Below are 24,757 nucleotides of genomic sequence, written 5' to 3'. Positions count from 1 at the left end.
CCCCCTAAGTTCTCACATCGCGCTTTACCAATAATGATCAATATTACCATTGTACCGAATTGGGTAGGAGAATGGAAATCCGGTCACAACAAAAAAAGCTTTAGAACCTACTCCCCCGCAAATGCTGGAAAGGTCGGTTCCAAAGCTGATCTGTTTTTTTACGAGCGCATCGTTATAAAAGAGCTTTTAATAGGAGCTTTATGGTATACCTCAGTATACCCTTTCATGTCATTGTTCCGGTTGCTCCTGCTGCGCAGATTTACGTCTGAACAGTTTCAAGATCAGTTCTGTAATACTTGGCTGCTCCACTGCACCCAGAATATCTTCATTCTCTTCGGTGTGTACCTTAATGCTCATGGCAATGCCCATACTGATCATGTTAATGACCAGCGATGTTCCCCCATAACTGATGAATGGCAACGTGATACCTGTCAGTGGCATGAGTCCTATAAACGGTCCTATATTGACAAAGACCTGATACAGAATCATCGCGATAATCCCTACAATCAGATACGCACCCACCCGATCCTTACACTCCAAAGCAATCAACACCAGCCTGTGGATCAGGATGAAGTACAGTAAAAGAAGTACCGATGCACCAACAAAGCCATACTCTTCACCAATCTGTACGAAAATAGAGTCCGCATAGGCCAGGGGTACCCGATTAGATTGGATAGTCGTGCCTTCCATGTATCCTTTGCCGGTAACACCACCAGAACCAATGGCAAGTTTGGCGTTGTATGTCTGCCACAATACATCTCTGGACGTCAGTTCAGGCACAAGCCACGGGTCAAATCGTTCTGCCCAGTGTGCACGTTTAATATCTTTGAGGAAACCTGTAATTTCATCATGATAATGAATATACGCCTGTATGCCAGCAACGATGGCACTTACCGCCAGTACAAAACCAATCAATGCATGTGAAAATTTGATATTGCCGATCCATAACAAACCGATCCAGATAAAAATATAACTGAGTACTGCACCTAGATCATTTTGCAGCAACACGAGCAGCAAGGGCGGCAGAACACATAAACTGACTGGAATGACATCTCGACCAAAAAACAAAGGCCTGTTCTTCTTCCTGGCGAGCAGTGTAGATAACATGACAATCAGACATAGCTTGAACAACTCCGAAGGCTGAAGACTGATCCCGCCAATGGAAAGCCAGCCTTGGGCTCCGTAGTACTCATTACCAATAAACAAGACCAGAACTAACAGTAATAGGCCTAGCCCATAGATGTATAAATAATTTTTGACGATAAACTTATAGTTGATCATGGACATTCCGAAAAAAACAACAAAACCCAACACATAAAATACGATCATATTTTTGGTGAAGCCCTCTAGCTTCGGACGACCAGACGTCGTACTGTAAATGGCCATTATACAGATGACCATCAGAATCACCAATATAAAAACGATGGAGTAGTCGATCTTTTTGAATTTGTGCAGCATGTAATTATGTTCCCCCAAGCATTCAGAAAATCTTCGGCATACCCCATTGTAGAGGATTTCACGGCAAAAAGAAAACTTACGTGCCTTACATTTTTGTCACCTGTTCCGAAGGTCGAACACCCAGGACATGCCGTTCGATTCCGGCAAGGTCAGGAACGATAATAATCTCCGGCCAATGTCCCGCCGATTCCAGCAATGCTGCCACGTCCCGAGCCTGGCCCATGCCCAGCTCAAAACCGACAATCTGCGGCGGCGCAGGCAGCAGCTTCAGCTGCTCCAGCATGATGCGATACGGGGCGAGCCCGTCCGGACCGCCATCCAGTGCGAGGCGCGGCTCATGATCGCGCACCTCCTGCTGCAACCCGGCGATATCTCCCGCCGGGATGTAGGGAGGGTTGGACACCAGGATGTCCAACCGCTCCCCGGCGAACGGAGCAAGCAGATCGCCTTCACGGAAGTCGATCTGTACACCGTTCGCGGCCGCGTTGCGCGCGGCCACGTGCAGGGCATCCGCCGAGAGGTCCCCGGCGGACACCTGCCACTGCGGGCGAAGCGAAGCCATCGTCACCGCGATGGCACCGCTGCCCGTGCCAATGTCGACGGCGCGCACGGCACCGCCGGCGCCGGCCAACACGCGGTCTGCTGCGCGCAGCACAGCTTCGACCAGCAGCTCGGTCTCCGGCCGCGGAATCAGCACGGCCGGCGTGACCTCGAACGGCAGCCCGTAGAATTCCTGGCTGCCGATAATATATTGCGCCGGCTCACCCGCAGCCTTGCGCGTGACGGCGTCTTCCCAGCGGCTGCGCAGCTCGCCGGGGAATGGCTCCGGCTGCATCATGTAGTACCGGGCGCCATAGACGCCCAGTACATGTTCCAGCAGCAGCCGTGCATTGTTGTGCGGCTCGTACACGCCGCACTTCTCCAAAAAAGAGGAAGCCTCTACGAAGGCTTCCCGGCAACTCTGCTCCGGCGTCATTACAAACTGCGCGCCCGTCACAGATTATTCTCCTCTATCCATCATCTCAGTCTGCTGAGCAATCGTCAGGGCAGACAAGATATCTTCAATCTCTCCGTTCATGATCTGATCCAGCTTGTGCATCGTCAGACCAATGCGGTGATCCGTCACACGGCTTTGCGGGAAGTTGTACGTACGAATCCGCTCACTGCGGTCACCCGTTCCGACTTTGCTCTTCCGCTCAATGGAGATTTTCGCTTCCTCTTCCATACGTTTCATATCAAAGATCCGTGTACGCAATACTTGCAACGCTTTATCCTTGTTGGAGTTCTGGGATTTGCCATCCTGACACGTTGCTACGATACCTGTTGGCACGTGAGTTACACGTACCGCTGATTTCGTTGTGTTAACCGATTGTCCACCGGCACCACTGGAACAGAATGTATCTACACGAATATCTTTATCATGGATTTCGATATCAAAATCTTCCGCCTCCGGCATCACCGCAACGGTTGAAGTTGATGTATGAATCCGTCCGCCCGATTCCGTTGTTGGAATACGCTGTACACGGTGTGCACCGCTTTCGTATTTCATTTTGCTGTAAGCACCGCGTCCGTTGATCATGAATACAACCTCTTTGAATCCGCCGAGATCGTTGGTATTTACATCCATCAGCTCAACTTTCCAGCCCTGCGCATCTGCATAACGGGTATACATCCGGTACAGATCCGCTGCAAACAACGCCGCTTCATCTCCACCAGCTGCACCGCGAATTTCCACAATGACGTTTTTATCATCATTTGGATCTTTGGGCAGCATCAGCACACGAATGAGTTCATCCAGCTCTTTCTGGCGAGCAGACAGTTCATCAATTTCCATTTTGACCATCTCGCGCATCTCGTCATCCAGTTTCTCGCCTTGCATTTCCTTCGCCGCTTCCAGATCCTCACTAACCTGTTTGTACTCATTGTACGCATCGTATGTCGGCTGAAGATCGGATTGCTCCTTGGAATATTCACGCAGCTTTTTGTTATCGCTAGCTACATCCGGGTCACACAAAAGCTCGCTCAGCTTGTCATAACGATCGGCTAACGCCTGCAATTTATCCAACATGTATAGTCACCTCACGTTTTATTTTGTCCATGCACATACTGATTTCAATACAAAATCAACATGTATTATTCGCATTACATATCTATAATTCAAAAATCCACAAACCACAGTATTCTGACTGAATCCCCTGACCGCAGCATGTCATTCCATTCTCATTCTGTTATATGATCGACGTATATCTCGCTACAACGTCATCAAATCCTTTACTTTTAAAGTGATATAAAGAAATCGCCTACCTCCTGAAGCCCTCGTCTCATCTCATCGATGGAACAATCAGTTCATCATGGGTATACGACTCTTAATTATAGCATATTCTTATGCTCCTGAACAGTAACTGTTCAGGGTGCGAGCAGCTAAATTTTGCTCCAATCTTTGCCGCCTCCTCAAGAGTTTTTCTTTCTTTTTAATATATCCATCACAGGTAAACAATCCAGTGAGACCGCAATCATACAGCATAAATGATCTGATACATCTGAATAAAGATCCAAACAAAACAGATTTGCCCCTGAATAATTTTTCCCGATATATAGCATTACGTATAATTTCCACTCAATTACTGATAATACAGAGCAATACCATATCAAAGGAGAATTTTCATGTCCTTGAAACGGCACTTTCGTTCGAAAAAAATACGAAACACCAACGAAATGAGTCTCTCAAAGGATGCTCAAGGGAATCCATTACACCACACTTTGCAGCAAAACCTTCAACAAATCCAACAAGAATTAGGGCAAAGCTCGGATATTATTGTACGTACATTTCAAGTCCCCGGTGCAGATTCCCCCGTCGCTGTTGTTTATATGGAGGGTATGACGGACGCAGAAAAAATCAATGATTTTGTCAGCCATTCGTTAATGTCCGTCAACACATTAAACAATGCTCTGCCACCTGATCCAGACTCGGGAACCCTTTTTGATTTCCTTCAATCCAGAGCCTTGAGCACTGGGGATACACAAATTCTGGACCGTTGGAGCAACATGATGAACTCCATATTGTCCGGGGCATTAGTCATTCTCATTGACGGTTCCACGAACTGTATCATCGTGAATATTCAAAGTAACAATGAACGCAGCATTATGCCGCCTGAGACAGAGATTAATATCCGAGGTCCCAAGGACAGCTTCACCGAATCCATCAGTACAAACATTTCACTGATTCGACGCCGCCTCAAGAGCCCCGATCTATGGCTGGAATCTATGAACATTGGAGCTGTGACCAACACCCAAGTGGCCATGATGTACTTGCAAAATATTGCCCCGAAACAGGTTGTGGAGGAGTTAAAACAACGATTAAAAGACATCAATATTGATGCAATTCTCGAATCTGGTTATATCGAGGAATTAGTTCAAGATGATGCCATTACTCCGTTCCCGACGGTATTCAATTCAGAGCGTCCAGATGTTGTTGTTGGCAACCTGCTGGAAGGGCGAATTGCCGTCCTCGTAGACGGCTCACCAAACACATTGATCCTACCCACGACCTTCCCACAGTTTTTCAAGGCGGCTGAGGATTATTATCAGCGATTTGACTTTACCATCTTTATGCGAATCATTCGTTATTTGAGCTTTTTAATTGTCATTCTTGTACCTTCCATCTACATTGCTGTCATGGCTTATCATCATGAGATGATCCCAACGCTGCTGGTCATTAACCTGCTAGCCCAGCGAGAAGGTGTTCCTTTTCCGATCGTTATAGAAGCTGTGCTGATGGAGCTTGCTTTTGAAATCATGCGCGAGGCTGGCACTCGTATGCCCAGGGCAGTCGGTCAAGCCGTTTCGATTGTAGGTGCCGTTGTGCTGGGACAAGCTGCAGTACAGGCCGGTATCGTCACAGCCATGATGGTCATCATTGTGTCCTTGACAGGCATTGCCAGCTTCACTTTACCCGGTTACACGCTGACCAATGCTGCCAGACTGATTCGTTTTCCGCTTATGCTTGCTGCATCCACACTCGGCTTTTACGGGATCATCATCGCCATGATTATGCTGATAGCTCACATGGTCAGTCTGAAGTCTTTTGGCGTCCCATACTTGTCTCCGTTTGCACCCTTTGACTTCAAAGAGCAGAAAGATACGATCTGGCGTTCTCCAATCAAGTCGGCGGCGACACGTCCTCACATTAAAGACATGTCCTTGCCGTCCGATGCTCAAGTGAAGAGCGGGGATTCATCGTCAACGTCCTCATATCACAACGGAAGGAATGAATAACCATGGGCCGGAGAGCAAAGCTTCTGGCGTTCCCTTTTCTTTCTCTACTTCTCCTGACAGGCTGCTGGAACTACAAGGAATTGAATAATTTGGCGCTGCCCTTGGCAATCGGCATTGATAAAGCGCATGATCAGGATACCTATCGTTACTCCTTTCAAATTGTTAACGCAAGAGAGATTGCTGGCGGGAAAACGGGACAGGTTGTCCCGGTTGTCGTGTATAGCAGCGAAGGACATACTCTGCTGGAGGCTGCTCGCAAAGTTTCCAAAAAAGTCCCTCGCCGACTGAACGTACAGCATGTCAGAGATTTGATCATTGGCGAGGAGATGGCGAAAGAAGGCATTGAATCTATATTTGACTTTATGGAGCGAGATGCTGAACCTCGACTGAGAACAAGGGTTTTTATCGCGAAGAATACTGATGCAAACAGTATCCTCAAAACGCTGACCCCCATTGAGAGCATTCCGGCGAATGCCATTCTGGGAAAATTAAAAACATCAGAACGCGTTTTAGCCGAAAGTTACGAGTCAGGCATCGATGATGTTATTCGAGGACTGCTGATTAAAGGAGGAGGGCCTGTCATTAGCGGTTTAGAGATTACTGGACCACAAAATTCAGGTCATAACAAGTCTACTCTGGAGCGGACAGATATTCCTGTACAGCTTGTTATTAATGGAATGGCCCTTTTTAAAGAAGGCCGTTTACTCGGCTGGATCAACCATCAGGATGCTCGAGGAATTTCATGGATCAACAAAAAAATCCATAATACCATTGTCAGTCTGGATTGTGAAGAAAAAAAAGACGCGATCGCCATTGAAGTGTTCAAGAGCAAAATACGAACAAAAGCTACGTTCAGAGGAGGCCAACCTGTTATACACATCCGAATACGGAATGTCAGTACGGTGGGGGAGGTTACTTGTCCTTCGATTGATCCATCCAAATCAGAGGAAATCCGCAAATTGGAGTTGCAGGTGAACGCCAAGATTAAGGAGGAAGTCGTTGGGGCTATCCAAACCGTGCAAGCTATGAAAACCGATGTGCTGGGGTTTGGAGATGCGATTAACCGGGCCAATCCGAAGGCATGGAAACGATTGGAAGATAAATGGAACACCTTATTTTCTACTTGTGAATTCGAGGTACATGTCGAGTCAAAGATCCAGCGTACAGGCAAGATTACGAAACCCTATTTACATGATTTAAAGAAAGAAAAATAGCAAAGAAGAGGTGAATCCGGTGTGGAAAAAGCTAAGATCAGCCCTGGCCAGTTATTTGCCTTAGTCCTGCTTTTTGACGCAGGAACTGCAATTATACGTGTTCTTGCTACCAAAGCAGAGAAAGATGCTTGGCTAGCTGTCCTTTTTGGGGTAGCAGGAGGGCTACTTATCTTCTCGATCTACGTTTCGCTGTATCGCTTATACCCCAAGCTTCCTCTCACAGGTTATGCTAAAGCCATTTTAGGCCAAAAGGCGGGCTGGTTTGTGGGCATACTCTACATTCTCTTTTTTATTCATGGAGCAGCGAGGGATTTGCGTGAAGGCTCCGATTTGCTGATCACCTCTGTACTGGACGAAACACCTGAAGTTGTTGTCAGTGCCGTAATGATATTGTCCATTGGATATGTTCTTAGCAAGGGAATAGAGGTGTTGGCAAGAACCGCACTAATCTTTGCCTTCGTTCTTGGGGTACTCGCGGTGACCAGCAACCTTTTGATGTATGTTTCCGGAATCATCGAGGTAGACCGACTCCTTCCGATGCTCGAAAATGGTTGGCGTCCCATCTTGGACATCACGTTGAAGCAAACCTTTGAGTTCCCGTATGAAGAGTTGGTTTGTTTCACCATGCTGTTCCCGTATTTACATAACAACTCCAGGCAAGGAACACGTGCTGGCTTTGCCGCAGTAATCACCAGCGGTTTTCTTCTCAGCTACTCCAGTGCAACCAATATCGCAGTACTGGGAACACAAATATCGAATCGAGCCACCTTCCCTCTGTTGTACACCATCAGCCTAATCAATGTCGGTGATTTTGTGCAGCGTCTGGATGTTTTTGTTGTGCTTACCCTGATTGTCGGTGATTTTTTCAAAATTGCAATTTTCCTGTATGCCGGCATTATGGCTGCTACAGATCTGTTTCAGGTTTCGGACTACCGAAAATGGGTTTCACCGATTGCATTGATTGCGCTGCTGATGTCATTAATGCTCTCCGGCAATTTTGCAGAACAGATTGAAGAAGGGGATATATTGCTTGTTACCATCTTTGTTATGTTTGGCATCGGGATTCCTCTTCTCTTGTGGATGGTTGCCAAACTTCGCAAGATTATCAAGTAAAAGACCATGACCATGTCGGAGGTGCAAACAGTGGACGAAGTTAAGATCAATGCTCAACAATTGCTCGCTTTGATGGTTCTGTTCAATATGGGAACCTCGCTGGTGGTTAGTTTGGGGACAACAGCTGAGCGAGATGCCTGGATCGCAACCTTGCTCGGGAATGCTGGTGGACTCATCCTCTTCGGGGTATACGCAGCCTTGTTCCGGCTTGCTCCCAAGCTTCAGCTCATCGGTCATATTAGAGCACTGCTTGGCAAACCGATCGGTCTGATCCTGGGCATGCTCTACATTATCTTTTTTCTGTACGGTGCTTCTCGCGATCTGCGTGATGGCGGGGATTTACTCATCAATTCGGTACTGGATCAAACTCCTCTTATTGTCGTTGAAGCCGCGATGATTCTGGCGGTAGCTTATGTTTTGGATAAAGGAATTGAGGTATTAGCCCGAACTGCACAGATATTTTTGATCGTACTTCTGCTAGTCGGCCTGTTAAGCGTAGTGCTTTTACTCTGTTCCAACGTAATCGAGACAGAACGGTTATTTCCCTTGCTGGGAAACGGATGGGGAGCTGTGTTTACCCCCTTTTTGAAGCAGACCTTTGAGTTTCCTTATACCGAATTAATCTGTTTTATGGTGATTTTCCCTTCCTTGGATCAGCCCAATCAAGGCCTTCGTTTCGGATTTGTCGCAGTGTTCATTAGCGGCATTATCCTCACCATATCCAGCATGCTTCAGATTGCCGTTCTAGGTGTAGATATCACCTCACAAAGTACGTTTCCTTTGCTGGACATGATCAGCCTGATTGATGTAGGAGCCTTTGTACAGCGTTTGGATGTCTTTTTCGTTCTCTTCTTGATTGTTGGCGTGTTCTTCAAGACTGCGATTTTCTACTATGCCTGTGTGAGTTCAATTACAGATTTATTCCATATTCGGGACAAGCGGACGATGATATACCCTGTCGGACTCCTGATATTGGTGGTTTCACTGATCAACTCCAGTAACTTTGCTGAACATATTAAGGAAGGAAATATAGCACTACAAACGGTTTTTTTACCTATGGGTGGAGCAATTCCAGTCTTATTACTGATTGGAGGATGGTTGAAAAAACGCGGCCGATGGAGAGGTACATCCTGAGCCTTGAACAACAATACCGTTATTTGCGACTCAGATAATGTTGGATGACTGGTTTACCAATGACATAGAGCAACACAAAGATCAGGGTGATCCATTCATCCACCTTCATGAACAAAAAGGGAGATGTCGCATTGCTGATCGAAACGTAGAGAGGCAGACCAATCAACAAATCCATGAGGATGACAAAACTGATGCTTAGACCTAAAAGCACTAGGAAAATAAGAAGTACTCGCATGGAAAAACCTCCGTTACGTTTGAATTTTGGGGTGTCTCCTATAGTATGATAACCCGGCTATGTTTTCATTCCATTGAAGGAACTGGCAAACTTTTTATACAAGAACACGACTAACCCCCGGATTATCGTTGCCGATATCCCGGGGGCTAGAAAGAAGATATATAGACCATGCAGCACGTTCAGTTCATGCAAACTAAACTTAAACGTTGAAACGGAAGTGCATGACGTCGCCGTCATTCACCACGTACTCTTTACCTTCCAGACGCAGTTGACCACGCTCTTTGGCGCCGTTCATCGAACCTGCCGCAACCAGATCGTCATAGGAAACCACCTCTGCACGAATGAATCCACGCTCGAAGTCGGTGTGAATAACACCTGCTGCACCTGGTGCTTTGGTTCCTTTTCGGATCGTCCACGCACGAACTTCTTGCACACCTGCTGTGAAGTAGGTATACAATCCAAGCAATTTATAAGCAGCTTTGATCAACAGGTTCAGACCGGAATCCTCAATGCCGAGTTCTTCCAGGAACATTTGTTTATCTTCGCCTTCCAGTTCGGAGATTTCTTCCTCCACTTTTGCACTGATCGGCACCACTTCTGCATTTTCAGCAGCTGCGAACTCTCTTACTTTTTGCACATATGCATTGTTTGCCACATCACCGATTTCGTCCTCAGCCACGTTTGCAGCATACAGAACGGGTTTCAGCGTAAGCAAGTGCAGGTCACGTACAATCAGACGCTCTTCGTCTGTCAGCTCCATGCTACGTGCGGGCTTGTCTTCATACAGAACAGCCTTCACTTTCTCCAGCACTTCCACTTCCATAGCAGCCTGTTTGTTACCGCCCTTCAGGTTTTTCTTGGAACGGTCGATTTTTTTCTCAACACTCTCGATATCTGCCAGGATCAACTCCAGGTTAATCGTCTGAATGTCACTTACCGGATCAATCTTGCCATCGACGTGAGTGATGTTCTCGTCCACAAAACAACGAACAACATGCACAATCGCATCCACTTCACGGATATGAGCAAGGAACTTGTTGCCCAGGCCTTCGCCTTTGCTTGCTCCGCGTACCAGACCTGCGATATCAACAAACTCAAATGCGGTAGGCACTGTTTTTTTCGGTACAACGAGTTCTGTCAATTTGTCCAAACGCTCGTCTGGTACTTCTACGATCCCCACGTTCGGGTCAATCGTACAAAATGGATAGTTTGCCGACTCGGCACCTGCTTGTGTAATTGCGTTAAACAACGTAGATTTTCCGACGTTCGGAAGCCCCACTATTCCTGCTTTCAAAGCCATGTATATGACAACTCCTCATTCATTACTTGTTCGGTATGGATAATCCTATACATTATATATGACAAACCCCAAGGCATCAAGGAACTTCGCCGATTCACCCGCAACCATCCCCATCTTCAAATCCTTGGTTCATGTGTCTATCTGTGTATCCTCTTCGGGCCACTTGTTTGAAGTCGTTTACTGGACCTGAATGAATGATCCGTTTTAGATATAGGATTTACAGGATTAAAGCCTAGCCTTAGCCCTTGTTATTGATCTCCTTGTACATCGTCAAGTCCGTCACTTCATAGCCCATCTTGCGATACAGGCTGCTTGCCCGCTCATTATGTCCAAACACATGCAGCCCAATGCGATCCACCCCGAGACTCCGCGCGGTCTTTTCAAGTGCCTCCATCGTTTCTGTACCATACCCTTTGCCGCGATAGGTTTCTTCCACCACGATATCCAGCAGAAAGGCTTCTTTCCCCCGGCGATTCTCCGTAATATTAAACCAAAGGTATCCAACAATGCCGTCCACCGGGTGCACCAGATTGAACACATATGCTCCCGGGGTGTCTAACCCTTCTGGCAGATAACGTTCATACGATTCCTCTGCACGCCCTAGCGCCTCCTCCGGCGCCCACGTTCCTGCTTCTACCTTTTCCTGTGCAAAATCTGCAATTGAACGGCTGCGAAAACTCGCAAATTGTTCCGTATTCATTGGAGACAATTCCATATTTGTATCCTCCTCATCTGGATGTGATAACTTAGGTGAGATAATTATGTATATTGGCGCACCTGATTCGTTATCTAGTTACCTTAGTGGCCAACTCTCTAGGTACTTCAACTCCTCATATTATATCTACTTTATCATATCCCTCTTATAAGTTCCCATTAACTTACGGCTCTACAATTTCAAAAGCCAACTTTTGAAGCCGTTTCTACGTTTATTTCTCTATAGGAAAGAGTACCGAATTCCACTCGACTAGAAAGGACGGTTTATTCATGCACACCAAACCTCGTCGCCCCTTCTCCAAAATAAAACTCACGATTGCTCTTGGCCTGTTCCTTGTGCTGGGCACTATCGCTATCATGAGCTTTCTGAATGCAATCGATCCGTTCCGCAAGCTCAGAATTACCATCGACAATCAATCAGACTATGACATCACCCAGATTCAGGCTGGGGCAGTTACAGGTGAAAGTTCACCTACAGACTCAGCTTCGGCAGAGAAACCAGAACAGTCAGGTTTGCTCTATACGTTGAATAAGGCTATCACGAAGGGGCAAAAAGTAAAGTTTGCTCCACAGTTAAAAATCAGAGGCGAAGGTTCTGTCTACGTTACATTTAAGGACAGTCGTGGCAAAACCTATAAAGAAACAGCATGCGGTTATACCGAATCACTGTCGGGCACTTCCCTCATCACCATAACCAACGAAAATGTCACCGTGAAGGAAAACTGTATGTAAGTTGAACGTTTCTCTTTCGACACATCAGCTTATGCTAAAATAGAAGGGCGAGCGACCGGCCAAAGTTCCTCGCCCAGAGGTCGATGGATTACTCCATCGGCTTTATCCTTTTAACCTGATTGTACCTATTAATGAGTTCATCCAGCACCATGGATTGGTGGATGACCCTGGGGTGAAGAAGCTCGCCGTACTCCGTTTTTAATTGATGGAGCTGCTGCCTCGCTTCCTCGATTCGCAGTTTGAGTTCATCACGATCCATAACACCCCTCCCTGCTGTATCATTTTAGAACATCCTGCTAATTAACAGAAATTCAAATAAACTCCAACATTGGACAATAAAAAAAACCCTTATCCGAAAAACCTTTGGACGATCGATATCGATTGTCTTTTCAAGGAATTCCAAATCGGATGATCATCAGGGTAACAACTAGTAAAACCTCTTTTTGACCTAAAGAGGATAGCGTCTACCTGTACTTACATGTGCATACACTTTTCTTCGATGTCTATGCTTCACTTTTCGTACTCTTTTATCGTCGTTCCGGACTGTACAACCTCTGAATCTTCTCGATGAGCATCTCTGCACTCGGCTTGGTACCTCGTCCAGTTACTCCATACTGCAAATCATCAAACAGGCCTAAACAATCCAGAAGCCCGTCTTTATTCACATTTTCAATTGCAAATTCCATACCTTGGCGAATATAGGTCAGGCCTTTGTCATAGTTGTTATTTCTCAAATAATACGTACCCAGCCCTGCCAACAAAATACCATATTGATCATTCGTGTATTGCTTGCTCATTTTCCCAAAGCGACTAGTCTGCTCCTCGTAATCAAGATAAGATTGGTATTGTTCAAGAACATCATCAATATTGACATTATATCGATTCGCTGTGGTCACTATCGCGCATAGTGCAGGGAACACTTCTTTTTTTCGATCCGAAATATACGTTAAATAATCTTGAATCAACTCTGTCTCACCTGACAATAATCTGAAATAGTAATTATTTCCTTCTGACCAATCCTGAAACTGAAGGATTACAATCTTTTCTTCTTCGGTCGGATCTTTGATCCAGCTGTAGTCAGCATATTTTGAAACATACTGAAGCGTTTCTTCATATTTTCCATATTGATAACTGACCTCGGCAAGAGCAAGGTAAGAATACAAAGCATAAAATACCATCTTCTTTTTCGTTTTAGACTCAACTTCTCTTAATGTTTTCTTGGCGTCATATTGGATAAAAGCTTTGATCTGCAACTGGTCAGCAAATTCTTTCACTTTGTCCCAGCGGCGTAAGGATGCATACACATTAATCAGGTCATTCAGTGCATCAAATTGATACGGCTCATCCAGACGTTCTACAAACAGTTCGAAGCGTGTGGCTAAAGTAAGATTATTCACCTGGTCATTCGAAAGTCCTATCGAAAACAGACGGTACTGGCTTAAAGCCAGGCGTTCCGAATGCTGCAGTTTCTCACTTTCTGCTACACAGCTGTACAATGGTTTACATTCCTCCAGCTTTCCTTCGCCATATAACTGTTCAGCCAATTCAAACAACAGAGGTACGTACGAAAGGTTATCAATCACATAATTAACCGCTGTCTCCATATGTGTTATATGGCCTAACTCCGCACAACGATACAGAAAAGGTCTGAGTCTTCTCCAGTCCAAGCTTGAGTCTACTAGATATTCGTTTATGTATAATTCATATAACTCGCCTTCAGGTAAACCAATTCCAGCAGTAATACGATCCAACTGATTCAAGCCTATTGGACGAAGTCCTTTCAAGGTGCCGCTTAGTGTCCCGGAATTCACACCAGAAATCTCTGAGAAACGATTAATGGTCATCCGATTCCTTTTCAAATAACGTTCTAAATGGTCACGAATTGTAGCTTTTTCGTTCACAGGGACACCGCCTTCCCAAAAATGAAGCTTAATTAATGAAATCATACAATATTTTAGTGATTAGCATCAATATTTAACTTGTAAATATTTTACTTTTATATGCAAAAAAACCGCTCCATTTTAATGAGCGGATCTTTTTGGGAAAATTACAATTACAATCAGTACGATTTCAACCAAATATCCAAGGCGACAGTATAAACGGGCTTACACTCACGAATTCGAGCGATCACCAGCTTCTAACGATCACCAGCGACGCTATTTGCCCCTTTTTGGTCACCTTGAAATTCTAACGATCACCAGGGAGCTTATTTACTTGAAAGACTGCGATTTTCGCCGGATTTTGGAGGTTTTCGCCTAAATAGCGCTTCTGGTGATCGTTAGATTTGTAAACAGCGTGAAAAGTGCAAAATAAGGTTCTGTGAGATCGTTAGAGCTTTTGAACCGATAATGCCACTCCACTACTCCACTACCCAAACTTCGATTCTGCACTCTGACTCCTCGACGACCACGACTACGACTACGTCCACGTCCCCCAACGCCCTTTTCTCTTCCATTGCGCCTCGGCATCTCCTGTAGCACTGTCACCACCGTCCCAGCATTCAGCCGACTGGGTGACGCCCTAAAATCATCACCCACTGGATAGCGTACAGCTCCCAGCACGCGGTGCCCTGCTCCACTACAAAGTGGTCAGCCACGCCTCGATTGCTTTTTTAGCATTAATTACGCCTCAGCGGCACTACCACCAGTCCGTCACCCAACCCCAACAACATTACCGCCGCTCAACCAGACGTTCAGTCCTCTTCACATCTGCAACGCTACCTGCGCTAATGCCAAACATGACGGTGCGTAGCTCGAATTCGACCTGCTCCAGCCGCTCGGACAGCGCTTCGTCGGAGGTAACGGCAGATTCGAGCAGCGAGCGGCCGAAGCCTGCGAGGTCGGCACCGAGTGCGAGCGCTTTGGCGGCGTCCACGCCAGTGTATAGTCCGCCGCTACCGATCAACGCCCCATCGGGGTTCAGCGCGCGCACGTCTTGGATGCATTCGGCTGTCGGAATGCCCCAATCGGCAAAAGCCTCCGCAGCCGCCCGGCGTACCGGGTTATTGTTACGGTACTTCTCCACCTGCACCCAGCTTGTCCCGCCCGCGCCAGCCACGTCGATGAAGGCTACGCCTGCTTCGTACAGTCGCTGTGCCGTCACGCCATCGATGCCAAAACCAACTTCCTTCACACCAACAGGCACGTCCAGCTCACGACACAATTTCTCGATTCGTTGGTACAGACCGCTGAAGTTCGTATTGCCTTCGGGCTGAAATACTTCCTGCAGCGTGTTCAGGTGCAGCACGAGCAGATCCGCGCCGGCGATATCCACGGCACGTTGGAAATCAGCCGTGCTGAAGCCATAGTTCAGCTGAACCGCGCCCAGGTTCGCGATGACCGGAATGTCCGGTGCCCAGCGGCGGACATCAAACGTGCTTGCGAGTTCCGGCTGCTCCACCGCAGCCCGGATCGAGCCTACCCCGAGCGCCCAGCCTCTGGCGTTCGCTACCCTTGCAAGGCGCTCATTGATAGCGCCTGTGGTCTTGCTTCCACCCGTCATCGAACTGATGAGCAAGGGTGTACGCATTTTTTTGCCAAGGAACGAAGTGGCCAGACGCACCTCTTCAAAGTCCAGCTCCGGTAGCGGATGATGACGAAACGCATACTTCTCCAGTCCGCTCGTGATGCCTTCTCCTGCCACATTCTCCTCCAGACAGAGGCGCACGTGCTCCAGCTTCCGTTCTCCCGTTGCCACGTCGGGTAGCAGCCGTTTGCCGGCTCGCTCTTGTTCGTTCATGATGAGACCTCCTATGTGAGAATGATGTGCAGGGTAGGCTCGTCTGCTTGGTTTTGCTTCCTGCTCCCTACCCTATGCTGAGTTGCTCTGTACCTCTTGTTTCTATGTAAATGCGGTGCAATGGACGGGGAGAAATCACTCACCGTTCCATCCACTCACACCTATTCGTTAAGTCATCCGTGTCGTTAACTACTCGGCTTATTCATTCGGTTCTTGGCCAAACCATATAGTGTGATGTCCATTAATGAACAACTCTATCCAGTATACCGTTCCTCTCAACCTATTGAAAGGACACTCCAAAACCCCATGTTCTCAAACATGACCTTATTAGAGGTTCAGAGTGACTATCTGCCTCATTGCAGTCTCGAAGCAACTAATCTGCGTTATTGGACTTCATAGCACTTGTTCTGACTCAGTCATATATCAGGGTACTTATTTATCTCATTAGAGTCTTGGAGCGCCTAGGTCCACCTCATTAACTTCATCAAGTTTCAGCACACCTGGTCCTTCCCGTACCTGCCCTACCTCCCCATCTCCGCTGCAAGTTGCTCACCCACAAGCTGACCGGACAGCGTAACAATCGGGGTTCCGCCGCCAGGGTGGGTTGTGCCGCCGACGTACCAGAGTCCCTGTACATCTTTGCTTTGGTTACCTGGGCGCATGAAGGTTTGCTTCACTGAATTGGAGGAGATTCCATAGATAGATCCTTGATGAGCAAGTGTATCCCGTTCAATGTGTTCTGGTGTATAACAAATTAAAACATCCGATTGTTTCAATCCGGCAATACCACGCTTCTCCAATTGTTCCAACACAAACTCACCATAACGATATTTCTGCTCTTCCCAGCTCCACGCTTCGGACAAATAGGGCGCGTTCACCAAAATGAACAAATTGCTGGCTCCTGCTGGAGCCATGCCTGCTTCGGAGTAACCGGAGTAACAGATGTATATCGTTGGATCGGAAGGCATCCTGCGGTCACGGAATATATCATCAAACTCCGGCTTGTACTGCTCAGGGAAAAAGACCGTATGGTGCAGCAACTGATCGTATTGTCTGCGCACCCCGGCCAGGGTGACGAAACCTGAGATGGACGGTTCATATTTTTCAATCCGCGCATCACTCATTCGTTTTCGATGCTCTGGCGCCAGCAGCAGCCGGTTTACACTCAGTACATCTCCGTTAGCCACGACCTGCTCAGCCTCCATAAAGCCCCGATCCGCATCCACACCCATCACCTTGCCATGCCGAACCGCGATCTGATGCACCTCTACCCCCGTCAGAATCTGCACTCCTTTTTCGCGCGCAAGCCGGGTCATGCCTTCAATCAGCTGATACGTTCCGCCTTTGACCCCGTAGATGCCCACCTCCGCTTCCACATGTCCCATCATGGCAAAAATGGAAGGCGACAGATACGGCGATGATCCCACATATGTGGCGTATCGTCCGAACATGGCGAGTGTATGTGGATGACTGAAATACCTGCGTAGCAGCTCATCCAGATTGACCGTAGGCCGTACCCGAAGCAAACTGCGCAGCATTTTGAGATTGTATTTGTCGGACGGATTCAGCAGCAGTTTGCCGAGAAAATGACGATTCGCCTCCGCATATAATGCAGCAGATTCATCCATAAAGGCATCATAACGGGACGCATCCTGCGGACTGTACGCAGCAATCTGCTCCTTCATCCAGCCGCGATTCCTCGAAAGATCGACCACAGTACCATCTGCAAAAATATTACGCGTCCGAGGCTCCAGTTCGTACAGCTGTACATAGTCTTCCATCGCCACACCTGCCTGATCAAATACCGAGCGGAACGCATCCGGCATCGTAATCGTGCTTGGTCCACGATCAAAATGATACCCGTCCTGCTCGATCTGCTGCAGCTTGCCGCCCACATGCGACTGCCGCTCCAGAATAGTCACCCGCAAACCTGCCGTAGCAAGGCGGATCGCACAGGACAGACCACCGAAACCTGCCCCGATTATAATGACATCCTGCTTCGAGTTCTCGCTTGAAGCCTCCGCTTGGTGCCCCTTATCCCTTTTCATCCCTTTTCCCAGAAACATTCCTGCCCCCTTACTACCTTCTCCTGCACCTTTGCTTTTCTCTGTAGCTTCTGAACCGTCACCATGTCCATTCTCCTGTACACTCCGCATCAGCTATACCGCCTGCCTTTCCATACATACCCTTTACCGGACCGCCCCGCCTGCCATGAAGCCAGACCGATCGCAATGACACACGCCATGCTGAACGGTTGAAAAAGAGCCAGCCACCACGGCTGACCTCCTACATGATCGGATACTCTTTTTACCGCCATGCCGAGCAATGTGCCTATGAACCCATACTGAATCGAGGTGTCATTTCCCGTAGCTAGGCCTACAACGAGCCCCAGCGGCGGCACAATATACATCACAAAGTACATCAGCATCGTCCCAAGCAACAGCACGTCCTTGCGCCCCATGCCTTCATACATATTTTTCTTATATCCGTTCCATACCTCTGCACCGTTCTGATACATTCGCGTACTCGTGACATCATGTACATCCGCCAGCATCACGGGATGACCGGCACGTTTCACCGCTTTGGCAAGACTCATGTCGTCCACCAGATGCCCTTGAATCGCTGCATGACCGCCAGAAGCTTCATAACTGGTTCGATGAATAAGCAAAAAAGCCCCCGTAGCGGCGACAAACATCGGACTGGTTGACCTGCGTATCATAAAAATAGGCAAATGACTGATGATCGTAAACATCATTATCGGCACGACAAGCTTTTCCATCCACGTCTTCGCGACCTGATACGGAAATCCGGTAACCAGACCGCCGCCCTGCGCGCATCCGGCAGCAAGGGTTTGCCGGATGGCATCGGGCTTGACCCGAACATCAGCATCCACGAACATAAACCAGTCCCCCTGCGCTTCCTGAACCAATCGGTGACAGGCGTGGGATTTACCCATCCAGCCCGCAGGCAGTTCTGTACCACGAATCAAACGTACGCGTGAATCTCGATCAGCGATGGCCTGAACCAAAACGGCAGTTTCGTCTTCCGAGCGGTCGTCCAGCACCAGCACTTCCATACGAAACCCCTTCGTATCGCTGGCAAGCACACTTTCCAAACATGCTTCAATATGTATTCGTTCATTACGGGCGGGAATCAATACCGACACAAGCTGATCGGGCGGCTGTATGCTTGCTGCGCGGAATGAACGAACTCTAGGCAGGCAAGAAGCGTTCCATATGGCGAATAACCATTGCACAAGCAGCCATCCGACCAGACACATCCACAGGATATCCGTTGTATTCATACTCCCGTTCATGTTATCGGTTCACCCGCTTTCGTGCTTCATCGTATTTTTCGCTAGTGGAGCGCGCACCCCGAATCAGAGGTCGTGCATCCGTCAAACTTCCTTGTCCAAGCCGAATTAGCTCCGCCCTGTGATGATCCAGCTGCTGTTCGAGCACACGCCCTAGCCGTTCTGCGATTTCTTCGCTCTTCCATGCTTTCCAATCTTCCTCAATCGGCGGGCCAGCCTGCATGGAGATTTCCGGCAGGTCGTGCTGAACCATGCCATGACATAATGTGACCGGCACGGCAATGGCCTGCGGGAAACGGCGAAGCACCAGTCCGATACCCGGACGAAACTGAATCGGCCGAGCCTCCTGATGCAGAATTTCACCCTGCGGGAAAATCCAGACCCTTTTGCCAGCAGCCAGCAACTCACTCGTATATTGCAGAGACGCTCGCACACCAGATGCACTATCCTTGTTGATCGAATACGCTCCGAGTTTGCGAAAAAAAGCATACCGCCGAAGCTGCTGCTCCTCCATCATCACATAATGATCCCCGCGTGAAGTTTGCTTCGCCGCATGGTACAGCAACAGACCATCCCACCACGAGCTGTGATTCATGAAATAAACAACCGACTGATTCGGTGCCATAGGTAGCGTCCCGCCCCCGCCGTTACCATCCATGATCTGCGGGTCGAGCGAACCCGAGAGCGTGAATGAGCGAAAACGTCTGCGTAGCAGGTAATAATGATTGTACAGCGAGAAGACTCGGTCAAACGCGCTGGACTTTACGGCGCGGATCATACAACCAGCTCCCCTCGGCAAGCAACACACCTGCGATGGCAATGATGAAGCTGCCTGTTATACCTTCTTTCAACGCGAGCAGGCCGAACAGAAGGATAAACAGCTGGTACAGCCACTTTGCCCGGAGTAAGGAACGTCGATCCTTCGGCATGGCAGGTAAAAAGAGAGACAGAAATGCACCCATGATGAACCAACTGATGTAGTTTGTCCATGGGACACCATAGAACCCGCCCGGAGCCTGCCATTCCCAAAATCCCCTTGCATGAGCGACCGGGTCAAGCACGAAATCCAGCACAATTGCCCAAAATCCGGTTTTGAGCGCCCGCACCAGCTTACCTCCCCACGTCGATCCGCCGCCACTGATCAGCGCCGAATTACCCACAACCGCAATCCATGCGAACCCAAGTGTCACCGGAACACTGAACAGATGGATGCCGAAGAAGTCGGAATAGTCGTACTCGCCAAAAGGCCAGTGTGTATGTACACCGATCCACTCCACACCCATCCCGCCCAGCCAGATGATAAAGGAAGATATCCAGAGGCTTGGACGCAGCCATTTGACTGACTGGTCGGACAGGTCAGATCGGTGATGCTGCTGCTGATATATAAGGTCAAGCACGTAGAGTGCATAGAACACAAGAAATAGTCCATTGGAAAAGGATAACGCCTCAGGCACACCAATGGTAAGCATCAGGATGGCACCAATGGCGTACCATACCCAGTATACCCACTGGATCATCAGGATACCGCCATTCGGGAAGCTTGATACCCCAGCATCGGATAACGTTTCACAATCGCACCTAACATATCCAGTTTCAATTCATCACTGACATAGGCTCGCTTCGTATATACATCGTAGTCGTTACGCTCCACAGCGTGCAGAATAGTTGAATAAAATGCAGCAGCCAGCTCGATGGAAAACGCACTCTCTGCCGGATAGGTGTCCAAACGATCCATGCCGATCCGGAACCAATCCAGCGCTGCTGCTTTCAGATCCTGAATAATCGCAATAAATCGCTCATCCACAATGCCGTCTTCCCAGTCTTGTTCGGCGTATCCGTGTTTCTCCATGATCTCCAGCGGCACATAACGCCGCATTCTTGCCCGGTCTTCGCCCACATCCCGAATAATGTTCACAATCTGCATGCCTTTACCCAGTGCGATACCGTTCACCGCCACTTCCGCACCGTTATCATTGCGGAGCACAGGCAGCAGCATCTCACCTACGGTTCCAGCAACGAGATAACAGTAATGCTCCAGTTGTTCCAGCGTTGTATAGTGGGTCACTTCCAGATCCGTTAATTGGCCTTCCATCTGACGAAAAAACGGGCCTTTATCCAGATGAGGGAAGCTGCTGAACAGCCATCTCAGTGCCGGCCAGATAAAATGTCCCTCCGCTTCTTCAAGGCGTTCAAACAAATCATGAATCTCATGGATTGTATATGTTGATTGCTCCGGCTCATCCACACTGTCATCAATCATGCGGCAAAACGCATAGATGACATATACCGCCTCGCGGCGCGGACTTGGCAGCCCTTTGAACGCTTGATAAAAAGACGAGGATCCCTTTTGCATCAACTCTTCGCATCTGCTCAATATTGCTTCATTCATTTCCCCATCTCCTTCATGAGTTGATTGACAGCCATCCTTGCACCTTGCATGACGATGGGCACTCCGCCCCCCGGATGCACCGACGCTCCAGCGGCGTATAAGCCTTGTATCTTCGGAAACGGCTTCGGCTGCGGTCGATACACACCCGACTGAAACAGGACAGGTGCAATGCCAAAGCTTCCTCCACCGTATAAGCCATCACGCGCGGCGTCAGAAGGTGTACGCACCTTTTTCCATTGCAACGCTGCACGTAAACCCGGGAATCCCCGCCGCTCTGCCTCTTCCAGCACACGTTCTGCCAGCGCCTCACTCTCGCGTTCCCAGTTCACGCCTTCAGCATCCGGTACCGGAATGAGGAAATACAATACGCCCTGTCCAGGGGGTGCAGCCGTTTCGTCCACCGCAGCCGGATTGAATACGTAAAAGGAAGGTTTATCTGGAATACGGCGCTCGTTGAACACTTGGCGTAAGCTACCCTCCAGGCTTGGTGGAAGGAAAAACTGATGCGTTGTGGCATCCTCCCACCTTTTATCTACTCCGGCGTAGATCAGCACACATCCTGATGAAGGGCGATAGGGCTTTCGTTTAACGGGTGCTTCCGGCACTTGTTTCAGCAACCCGCTCAAGTTCGGAAAGTCTCCGTTATAGATCACAGCATCCACATGTTCAGCACCGTCAGCTGTTTCAATCCCTTCGCATACTCCGTTGCTAATCTTCAGTCCAGTCACTTCGGTATGCAACTTAATCTTCCCGCCTCGGTTGAGCAGTTCTTGCTCTAGGATAGCGGGCAGAGCCGCATAACCACCCTTCACCATCCAGATACCATATTCATGCTCGGCATAAGGCAGCAACGAATAAATCCCCGGCGTGCCAAAGGGCGATCCACCGATATACAAGCTTTGCAGCGAATAAGCGTCCAGTAATTCTTCATGTTCAAAGTAATCCCCCACAGCCTTCCGCACACTCTTGTGTGCACGCAGCTTGCCCATAAGCGACATAAGCGAAGGGGTGAAGAAATCACGTTTGCGCGGAAACATCTGTTCCAGAAACGCTGCCCGGCCTGCGGGGAACAACGTGTCCATATCCTTCATAAACCTATTGAACCCCCGGCCTTCTCCCGGGAACAAGCGTTCAATCTCCGCGGTCTGCTCCTTCCGGTCTGTCATCTTGGTCATAACGCGTCCGCTGTGATAATGCACCCGGTATAACGGGTCACAGCGCAGCAGCTCGACCTTGGAGCGATCCACACCGGCCTCTTCCAGAATGCCGAGCAGCATCTCCGGCAGTAATACAATGGTCGGACCTTGATCAATCCGGTAATCACCTTCGTGTTCAAAAGCAATCCGACCACCCACGCGGGAACCTCGCTCGTACACGGTAACGTCCCATCCCTGACGGTTTAGCAGCAAAGCTGAGGTAAGTCCTCCGATTCCTGCACCTACAACAGCAGCCCGCTTCATGAGTGTCCTCCGGCTTCCACTGTCTTCACGTAGGAGGATGGCTTGGTACGTCTTCGCGCATCCTCTTCCTGAATCAATCTGACACTGATTCGGGCCGATTCGAAAATGGTTGGCAAGCCACTGCCCGGGTGCGTACCTCCACCCACCAGCCAAACGCGTTCCAATTCCTCAAACTGATTATGTGGTCTGAGATACATCATCTGGCCCAGATTATGTGCCATATTAAACGTTGCGCCCTGGTATACATCCAGCTCATTCTGCCAATCCAGCGGGGTGAACAGCATGCATTCTTCAATCCGGCCACGAATGTCTGCCAGCTCAGGAATCGCTTCGAGCCGCTTCAACATGTCTTCCTGTACGTTCGCTCGTTCCGCCTCCCAATCGATGTCTCCTGTAAGGTTTGGTGTTGGCATCAGCACATAAAGTGCAGATTTTCCTGCTGGAGCGAGTGTCGGATCAAGTCTGGATGGGTTATGAACATATAGAGACGGGTCTGCCGATAAAATTTTGTGCTTGGTAATTTCGTCTACATTCACCCGGTAATCTTCCGGAAAATAGATCGAGTGATGCGGCAGGTCGATCTCGCCATCTACACCGAGATACAACATCGCTGTAGAACAGGAATATTTTTTTTGTTTCATTTTTTCCGGTGTATATTTTTTAAGTACGCCAGGTTCGAACAGATGGTTCACTGCATGGGCAAAATCGGCATTGAGTACCACATGGTCGGCTTCGATCCGTTCGCCGTTTTCAAGCAATACACCCTCGGCGTGACCATTGTGAACAAGAACCTGTTTCACCGGTGTACTGGTGTGAATGCGCCCACCATTTTCCTCAACGACATCGGCCATCGCCTGGAATACACGATTCACACCGCCAATTGGATGGAAAAGCCCATATTGGTGTTCGATAAACGACAGAATCGTAAAGGTTCCCGGACAATCCCATGCGGACATGCCCAGATATTTGGACTGGAATGTAAATGCCCAGCGCAGACGTTCATCGGTAAAATAACGGGAAAGAATGCCGTAAACGGTGTTATTTATATCAAGCTTGGGCAGTGCGGTAATCGCATCTTTGCGTAAATAATCGGTGAGCTTGCCAAACGGACGACGGAGCAGGGGCATCACTTTGCCAAACTTCACTTCCTCGTCTCGCATGTACCGCAGGTAATTCTCTTCATTGCCGGGGAACAGCTCTTTGATCTGCGCTGCTGTATCTTCCCGATTGCGTGAAGGCGTGAATACCTTATCTCCAAAGTTCAAAGCGTACAGCGGGGTCAGTTCTTTCATATCTACATAATCAGACATCTTGCGTCCAACCATATCAAACATCTCTTCAATCAACTGAGGCATCATCAAAAAGGTAGCCCCGCGGTCAAACTTGTATTCACCAAGCTCCAGACGGGAAGAACGTCCGCCAATAGCTGGTTGTTTCTCGTACACATCAACCTCATATCCCTGACCGGACAGTAACATGGCTGCTGCAAGTCCACCCGGACCTGCGCCAATGACAGCTGCACGTTTGCGTTGTTGATTCGGTATCATGCCACTCACCTTCCTATGTAGGAACATCTCTAGTTCTCAAGCCCCTAACCTATTATTAAACCGTAACGAAACACTTCAAGCGGGTAAACCCAAAAACATTATACAAATGATGTACAAATATTATACGACAAGTAA

Annotated in this window: 22 protein-coding genes; 5 read left to right on the top strand and 17 right to left on the bottom strand. The window is 48.5% G+C overall.

Features of this window, described 5'->3' with window-relative positions; translation table 11 throughout:
* Nucleotides 1-228 precede the first annotated feature (228 nt).
* The 3 genes from ACUTVW_RS14705 to prfA all read right to left on the bottom strand — a co-directional run bounded on the left by ACUTVW_RS14705 (nt 229) and on the right by prfA (nt 3,526).
* Entirely contained in the window at nt 229-1,458 is a 1,230-nt protein-coding gene (locus ACUTVW_RS14705; RefSeq protein ID WP_445646506.1) for an FtsW/RodA/SpoVE family cell cycle protein, read from the bottom strand.
* Between the two features lie 85 nt (nt 1,459-1,543).
* Complete coding sequence (prmC, locus tag ACUTVW_RS14700) at nt 1,544-2,434, bottom strand: peptide chain release factor N(5)-glutamine methyltransferase (protein WP_445646609.1); 891 nt, start codon at nt 2,432-2,434, stop codon at nt 1,544-1,546.
* Between the two features lie 24 nt (nt 2,435-2,458).
* Nucleotides 2,459-3,526 carry a peptide chain release factor 1 gene (gene prfA / locus ACUTVW_RS14695; RefSeq protein ID WP_434749142.1) on the bottom strand — a complete coding sequence of 356 codons (1,068 nt, stop codon included), beginning with the start codon at nt 3,524-3,526 and terminating at the stop codon, nt 2,459-2,461.
* Nucleotides 3,527-4,122: 596 nt separating this feature from the next.
* Between prfA and ACUTVW_RS14690 the strand changes: the two genes are divergently transcribed.
* From ACUTVW_RS14690 to ACUTVW_RS14675, 4 genes are read left to right on the top strand one after another with little or no spacing between them, the layout of a single operon-like run.
* Nucleotides 4,123-5,733 (top strand): spore germination protein, encoded by a 1,611-nt coding sequence (locus tag ACUTVW_RS14690; RefSeq protein WP_434758265.1) that lies wholly within the window; start codon nt 4,123-4,125, stop codon nt 5,731-5,733.
* 2 nt (nt 5,734-5,735) lie between these two features.
* Nucleotides 5,736-6,947, top strand: a complete 1,212-nt coding sequence (locus ACUTVW_RS14685; RefSeq protein ID WP_434749140.1) for a Ger(x)C family spore germination protein — start codon at nt 5,736-5,738, stop codon at nt 6,945-6,947.
* 21 nt (nt 6,948-6,968) lie between these two features.
* Nucleotides 6,969-8,060, top strand: coding sequence for a GerAB/ArcD/ProY family transporter (locus ACUTVW_RS14680; RefSeq protein WP_434749139.1), 1,092 nt, complete (start codon nt 6,969-6,971; stop codon nt 8,058-8,060).
* 30 nt (nt 8,061-8,090) lie between these two features.
* Nucleotides 8,091-9,194, top strand: coding sequence for a GerAB/ArcD/ProY family transporter (locus ACUTVW_RS14675; RefSeq protein WP_434749138.1), 1,104 nt, complete (start codon nt 8,091-8,093; stop codon nt 9,192-9,194).
* A 19-nt stretch (nt 9,195-9,213) separates the two neighbouring features.
* Here the strand turns inward: ACUTVW_RS14675 and ACUTVW_RS14670 are convergent, their stop codons facing one another.
* From ACUTVW_RS14670 to ACUTVW_RS14660, 3 genes are all read right to left on the bottom strand, one after another.
* Nucleotides 9,214-9,429, bottom strand: coding sequence for a hypothetical protein (locus ACUTVW_RS14670; RefSeq protein ID WP_434749137.1), 216 nt, complete (start codon nt 9,427-9,429; stop codon nt 9,214-9,216).
* A gap of 199 nt (nt 9,430-9,628) precedes the next feature.
* A complete protein-coding gene (gene ychF, locus ACUTVW_RS14665) occupies nt 9,629-10,729 on the bottom strand; it encodes a redox-regulated ATPase YchF (protein ID WP_434749136.1) in 1,101 nt (366 codons plus the stop codon).
* A 238-nt stretch (nt 10,730-10,967) separates the two neighbouring features.
* Complete coding sequence (locus ACUTVW_RS14660) at nt 10,968-11,444, bottom strand: GNAT family N-acetyltransferase (RefSeq protein ID WP_434749135.1); 477 nt, start codon at nt 11,442-11,444, stop codon at nt 10,968-10,970.
* A 269-nt stretch (nt 11,445-11,713) separates the two neighbouring features.
* Between ACUTVW_RS14660 and ACUTVW_RS14655 the strand changes: the two genes are divergently transcribed.
* Nucleotides 11,714-12,175 carry a hypothetical protein gene (locus tag ACUTVW_RS14655; RefSeq protein ID WP_445646505.1) on the top strand — a complete coding sequence of 154 codons (462 nt, stop codon included), beginning with the start codon at nt 11,714-11,716 and terminating at the stop codon, nt 12,173-12,175.
* Between the two features lie 88 nt (nt 12,176-12,263).
* Here the strand turns inward: ACUTVW_RS14655 and ACUTVW_RS14650 are convergent, their stop codons facing one another.
* The 11 genes from ACUTVW_RS14650 to ACUTVW_RS14600 form a co-directional block, all read right to left on the bottom strand.
* Complete coding sequence (locus ACUTVW_RS14650; protein ID WP_445646504.1) at nt 12,264-12,434, bottom strand: Spo0E family sporulation regulatory protein-aspartic acid phosphatase; 171 nt, start codon at nt 12,432-12,434, stop codon at nt 12,264-12,266.
* A gap of 268 nt (nt 12,435-12,702) precedes the next feature.
* Nucleotides 12,703-14,076: a helix-turn-helix domain-containing protein gene (locus ACUTVW_RS14645; RefSeq protein ID WP_445646503.1), complete on the bottom strand. Its 1,374-nt coding sequence runs from the start codon at nt 14,074-14,076 to the stop codon at nt 12,703-12,705.
* Between the two features lie 354 nt (nt 14,077-14,430).
* Nucleotides 14,431-14,736 carry a hypothetical protein gene (locus ACUTVW_RS14640; RefSeq protein ID WP_445646502.1) on the bottom strand — a complete coding sequence of 102 codons (306 nt, stop codon included), beginning with the start codon at nt 14,734-14,736 and terminating at the stop codon, nt 14,431-14,433.
* A gap of 109 nt (nt 14,737-14,845) precedes the next feature.
* Entirely contained in the window at nt 14,846-15,913 is a 1,068-nt protein-coding gene (fni, locus tag ACUTVW_RS14635; RefSeq protein ID WP_445646501.1) for a type 2 isopentenyl-diphosphate Delta-isomerase, read from the bottom strand.
* A 521-nt stretch (nt 15,914-16,434) separates the two neighbouring features.
* The gene (locus ACUTVW_RS14630) at nt 16,435-17,961 is read right to left on the bottom strand and encodes a phytoene desaturase family protein (protein ID WP_445646608.1); all 1,527 of its coding nucleotides are present in this window, start codon (nt 17,959-17,961) and stop codon (nt 16,435-16,437) included.
* Nucleotides 17,962-18,068: 107 nt separating this feature from the next.
* Complete coding sequence (locus ACUTVW_RS14625) at nt 18,069-19,229, bottom strand: glycosyltransferase (RefSeq protein ID WP_445646500.1); 1,161 nt, start codon at nt 19,227-19,229, stop codon at nt 18,069-18,071.
* Nucleotide 19,230: 1 nt separating this feature from the next.
* Nucleotides 19,231-20,004 (bottom strand): lysophospholipid acyltransferase family protein, encoded by a 774-nt coding sequence (locus ACUTVW_RS14620; protein WP_445646499.1) that lies wholly within the window; start codon nt 20,002-20,004, stop codon nt 19,231-19,233.
* A complete protein-coding gene (locus ACUTVW_RS14615) occupies nt 19,973-20,743 on the bottom strand; it encodes a carotenoid biosynthesis protein (RefSeq protein WP_445646498.1) in 771 nt (256 codons plus the stop codon). The genes ACUTVW_RS14620 and ACUTVW_RS14615 overlap by 32 nt, the downstream gene beginning before the upstream one ends.
* Complete coding sequence (locus tag ACUTVW_RS14610; protein ID WP_445646497.1) at nt 20,743-21,615, bottom strand: phytoene/squalene synthase family protein; 873 nt, start codon at nt 21,613-21,615, stop codon at nt 20,743-20,745. Before ACUTVW_RS14610 ends, ACUTVW_RS14615 begins: the two co-directional genes overlap by 1 nt.
* Nucleotides 21,612-23,075, bottom strand: a complete 1,464-nt coding sequence (locus tag ACUTVW_RS14605; protein ID WP_445646496.1) for a phytoene desaturase family protein — start codon at nt 23,073-23,075, stop codon at nt 21,612-21,614. The genes ACUTVW_RS14610 and ACUTVW_RS14605 overlap by 4 nt, the downstream gene beginning before the upstream one ends.
* Nucleotides 23,072-24,622: a phytoene desaturase family protein gene (locus tag ACUTVW_RS14600; RefSeq protein ID WP_445646495.1), complete on the bottom strand. Its 1,551-nt coding sequence runs from the start codon at nt 24,620-24,622 to the stop codon at nt 23,072-23,074. The genes ACUTVW_RS14605 and ACUTVW_RS14600 overlap by 4 nt, the downstream gene beginning before the upstream one ends.
* Nucleotides 24,623-24,757: the final 135 nt, after the last annotated feature.

Source organism: Paenibacillus sp. TSA_86.1 (genome assembly GCF_052691815.1).
Note: the sequence above shows the minus strand (reverse complement) of the source record. Positions and strands in the feature narration are given on the sequence as shown.

Coding starts and splice junctions, on each gene's coding strand:
- ACUTVW_RS14655 (WP_445646505.1), top strand. CDS start 11,714: ATGCACACCAAACCTCGTCGCCCCTTCTCCAAAATAAAACTCACGATT.
- ACUTVW_RS14630 (WP_445646608.1), bottom strand. CDS start 17,961: ATGAAAAGGGATAAGGGGCACCAAGCGGAGGCTTCAAGCGAGAACTCG.
- ACUTVW_RS14625 (WP_445646500.1), bottom strand. CDS start 19,229: ATGAACGGGAGTATGAATACAACGGATATCCTGTGGATGTGTCTGGTC.
- ACUTVW_RS14690 (WP_434758265.1), top strand. CDS start 4,123: ATGTCCTTGAAACGGCACTTTCGTTCGAAAAAAATACGAAACACCAAC.
- ACUTVW_RS14600 (WP_445646495.1), bottom strand. CDS start 24,622: ATGATACCGAATCAACAACGCAAACGTGCAGCTGTCATTGGCGCAGGT.
- prmC (WP_445646609.1), bottom strand. CDS start 2,434: ATGACGCCGGAGCAGAGTTGCCGGGAAGCCTTCGTAGAGGCTTCCTCT.
- ACUTVW_RS14660 (WP_434749135.1), bottom strand. CDS start 11,444: ATGGAATTGTCTCCAATGAATACGGAACAATTTGCGAGTTTTCGCAGC.
- ACUTVW_RS14605 (WP_445646496.1), bottom strand. CDS start 23,075: ATGAAGCGGGCTGCTGTTGTAGGTGCAGGAATCGGAGGACTTACCTCA.
- ACUTVW_RS14685 (WP_434749140.1), top strand. CDS start 5,736: ATGGGCCGGAGAGCAAAGCTTCTGGCGTTCCCTTTTCTTTCTCTACTT.
- fni (WP_445646501.1), bottom strand. CDS start 15,913: ATGAACGAACAAGAGCGAGCCGGCAAACGGCTGCTACCCGACGTGGCA.
- prfA (WP_434749142.1), bottom strand. CDS start 3,526: ATGTTGGATAAATTGCAGGCGTTAGCCGATCGTTATGACAAGCTGAGC.
- ychF (WP_434749136.1), bottom strand. CDS start 10,729: ATGGCTTTGAAAGCAGGAATAGTGGGGCTTCCGAACGTCGGAAAATCT.
- ACUTVW_RS14670 (WP_434749137.1), bottom strand. CDS start 9,429: ATGCGAGTACTTCTTATTTTCCTAGTGCTTTTAGGTCTAAGCATCAGT.
- ACUTVW_RS14615 (WP_445646498.1), bottom strand. CDS start 20,743: ATGATCCAGTGGGTATACTGGGTATGGTACGCCATTGGTGCCATCCTG.
- ACUTVW_RS14610 (WP_445646497.1), bottom strand. CDS start 21,615: ATGAATGAAGCAATATTGAGCAGATGCGAAGAGTTGATGCAAAAGGGA.
- ACUTVW_RS14620 (WP_445646499.1), bottom strand. CDS start 20,004: ATGATCCGCGCCGTAAAGTCCAGCGCGTTTGACCGAGTCTTCTCGCTG.
- ACUTVW_RS14705 (WP_445646506.1), bottom strand. CDS start 1,458: ATGCTGCACAAATTCAAAAAGATCGACTACTCCATCGTTTTTATATTG.
- ACUTVW_RS14650 (WP_445646504.1), bottom strand. CDS start 12,434: ATGGATCGTGATGAACTCAAACTGCGAATCGAGGAAGCGAGGCAGCAG.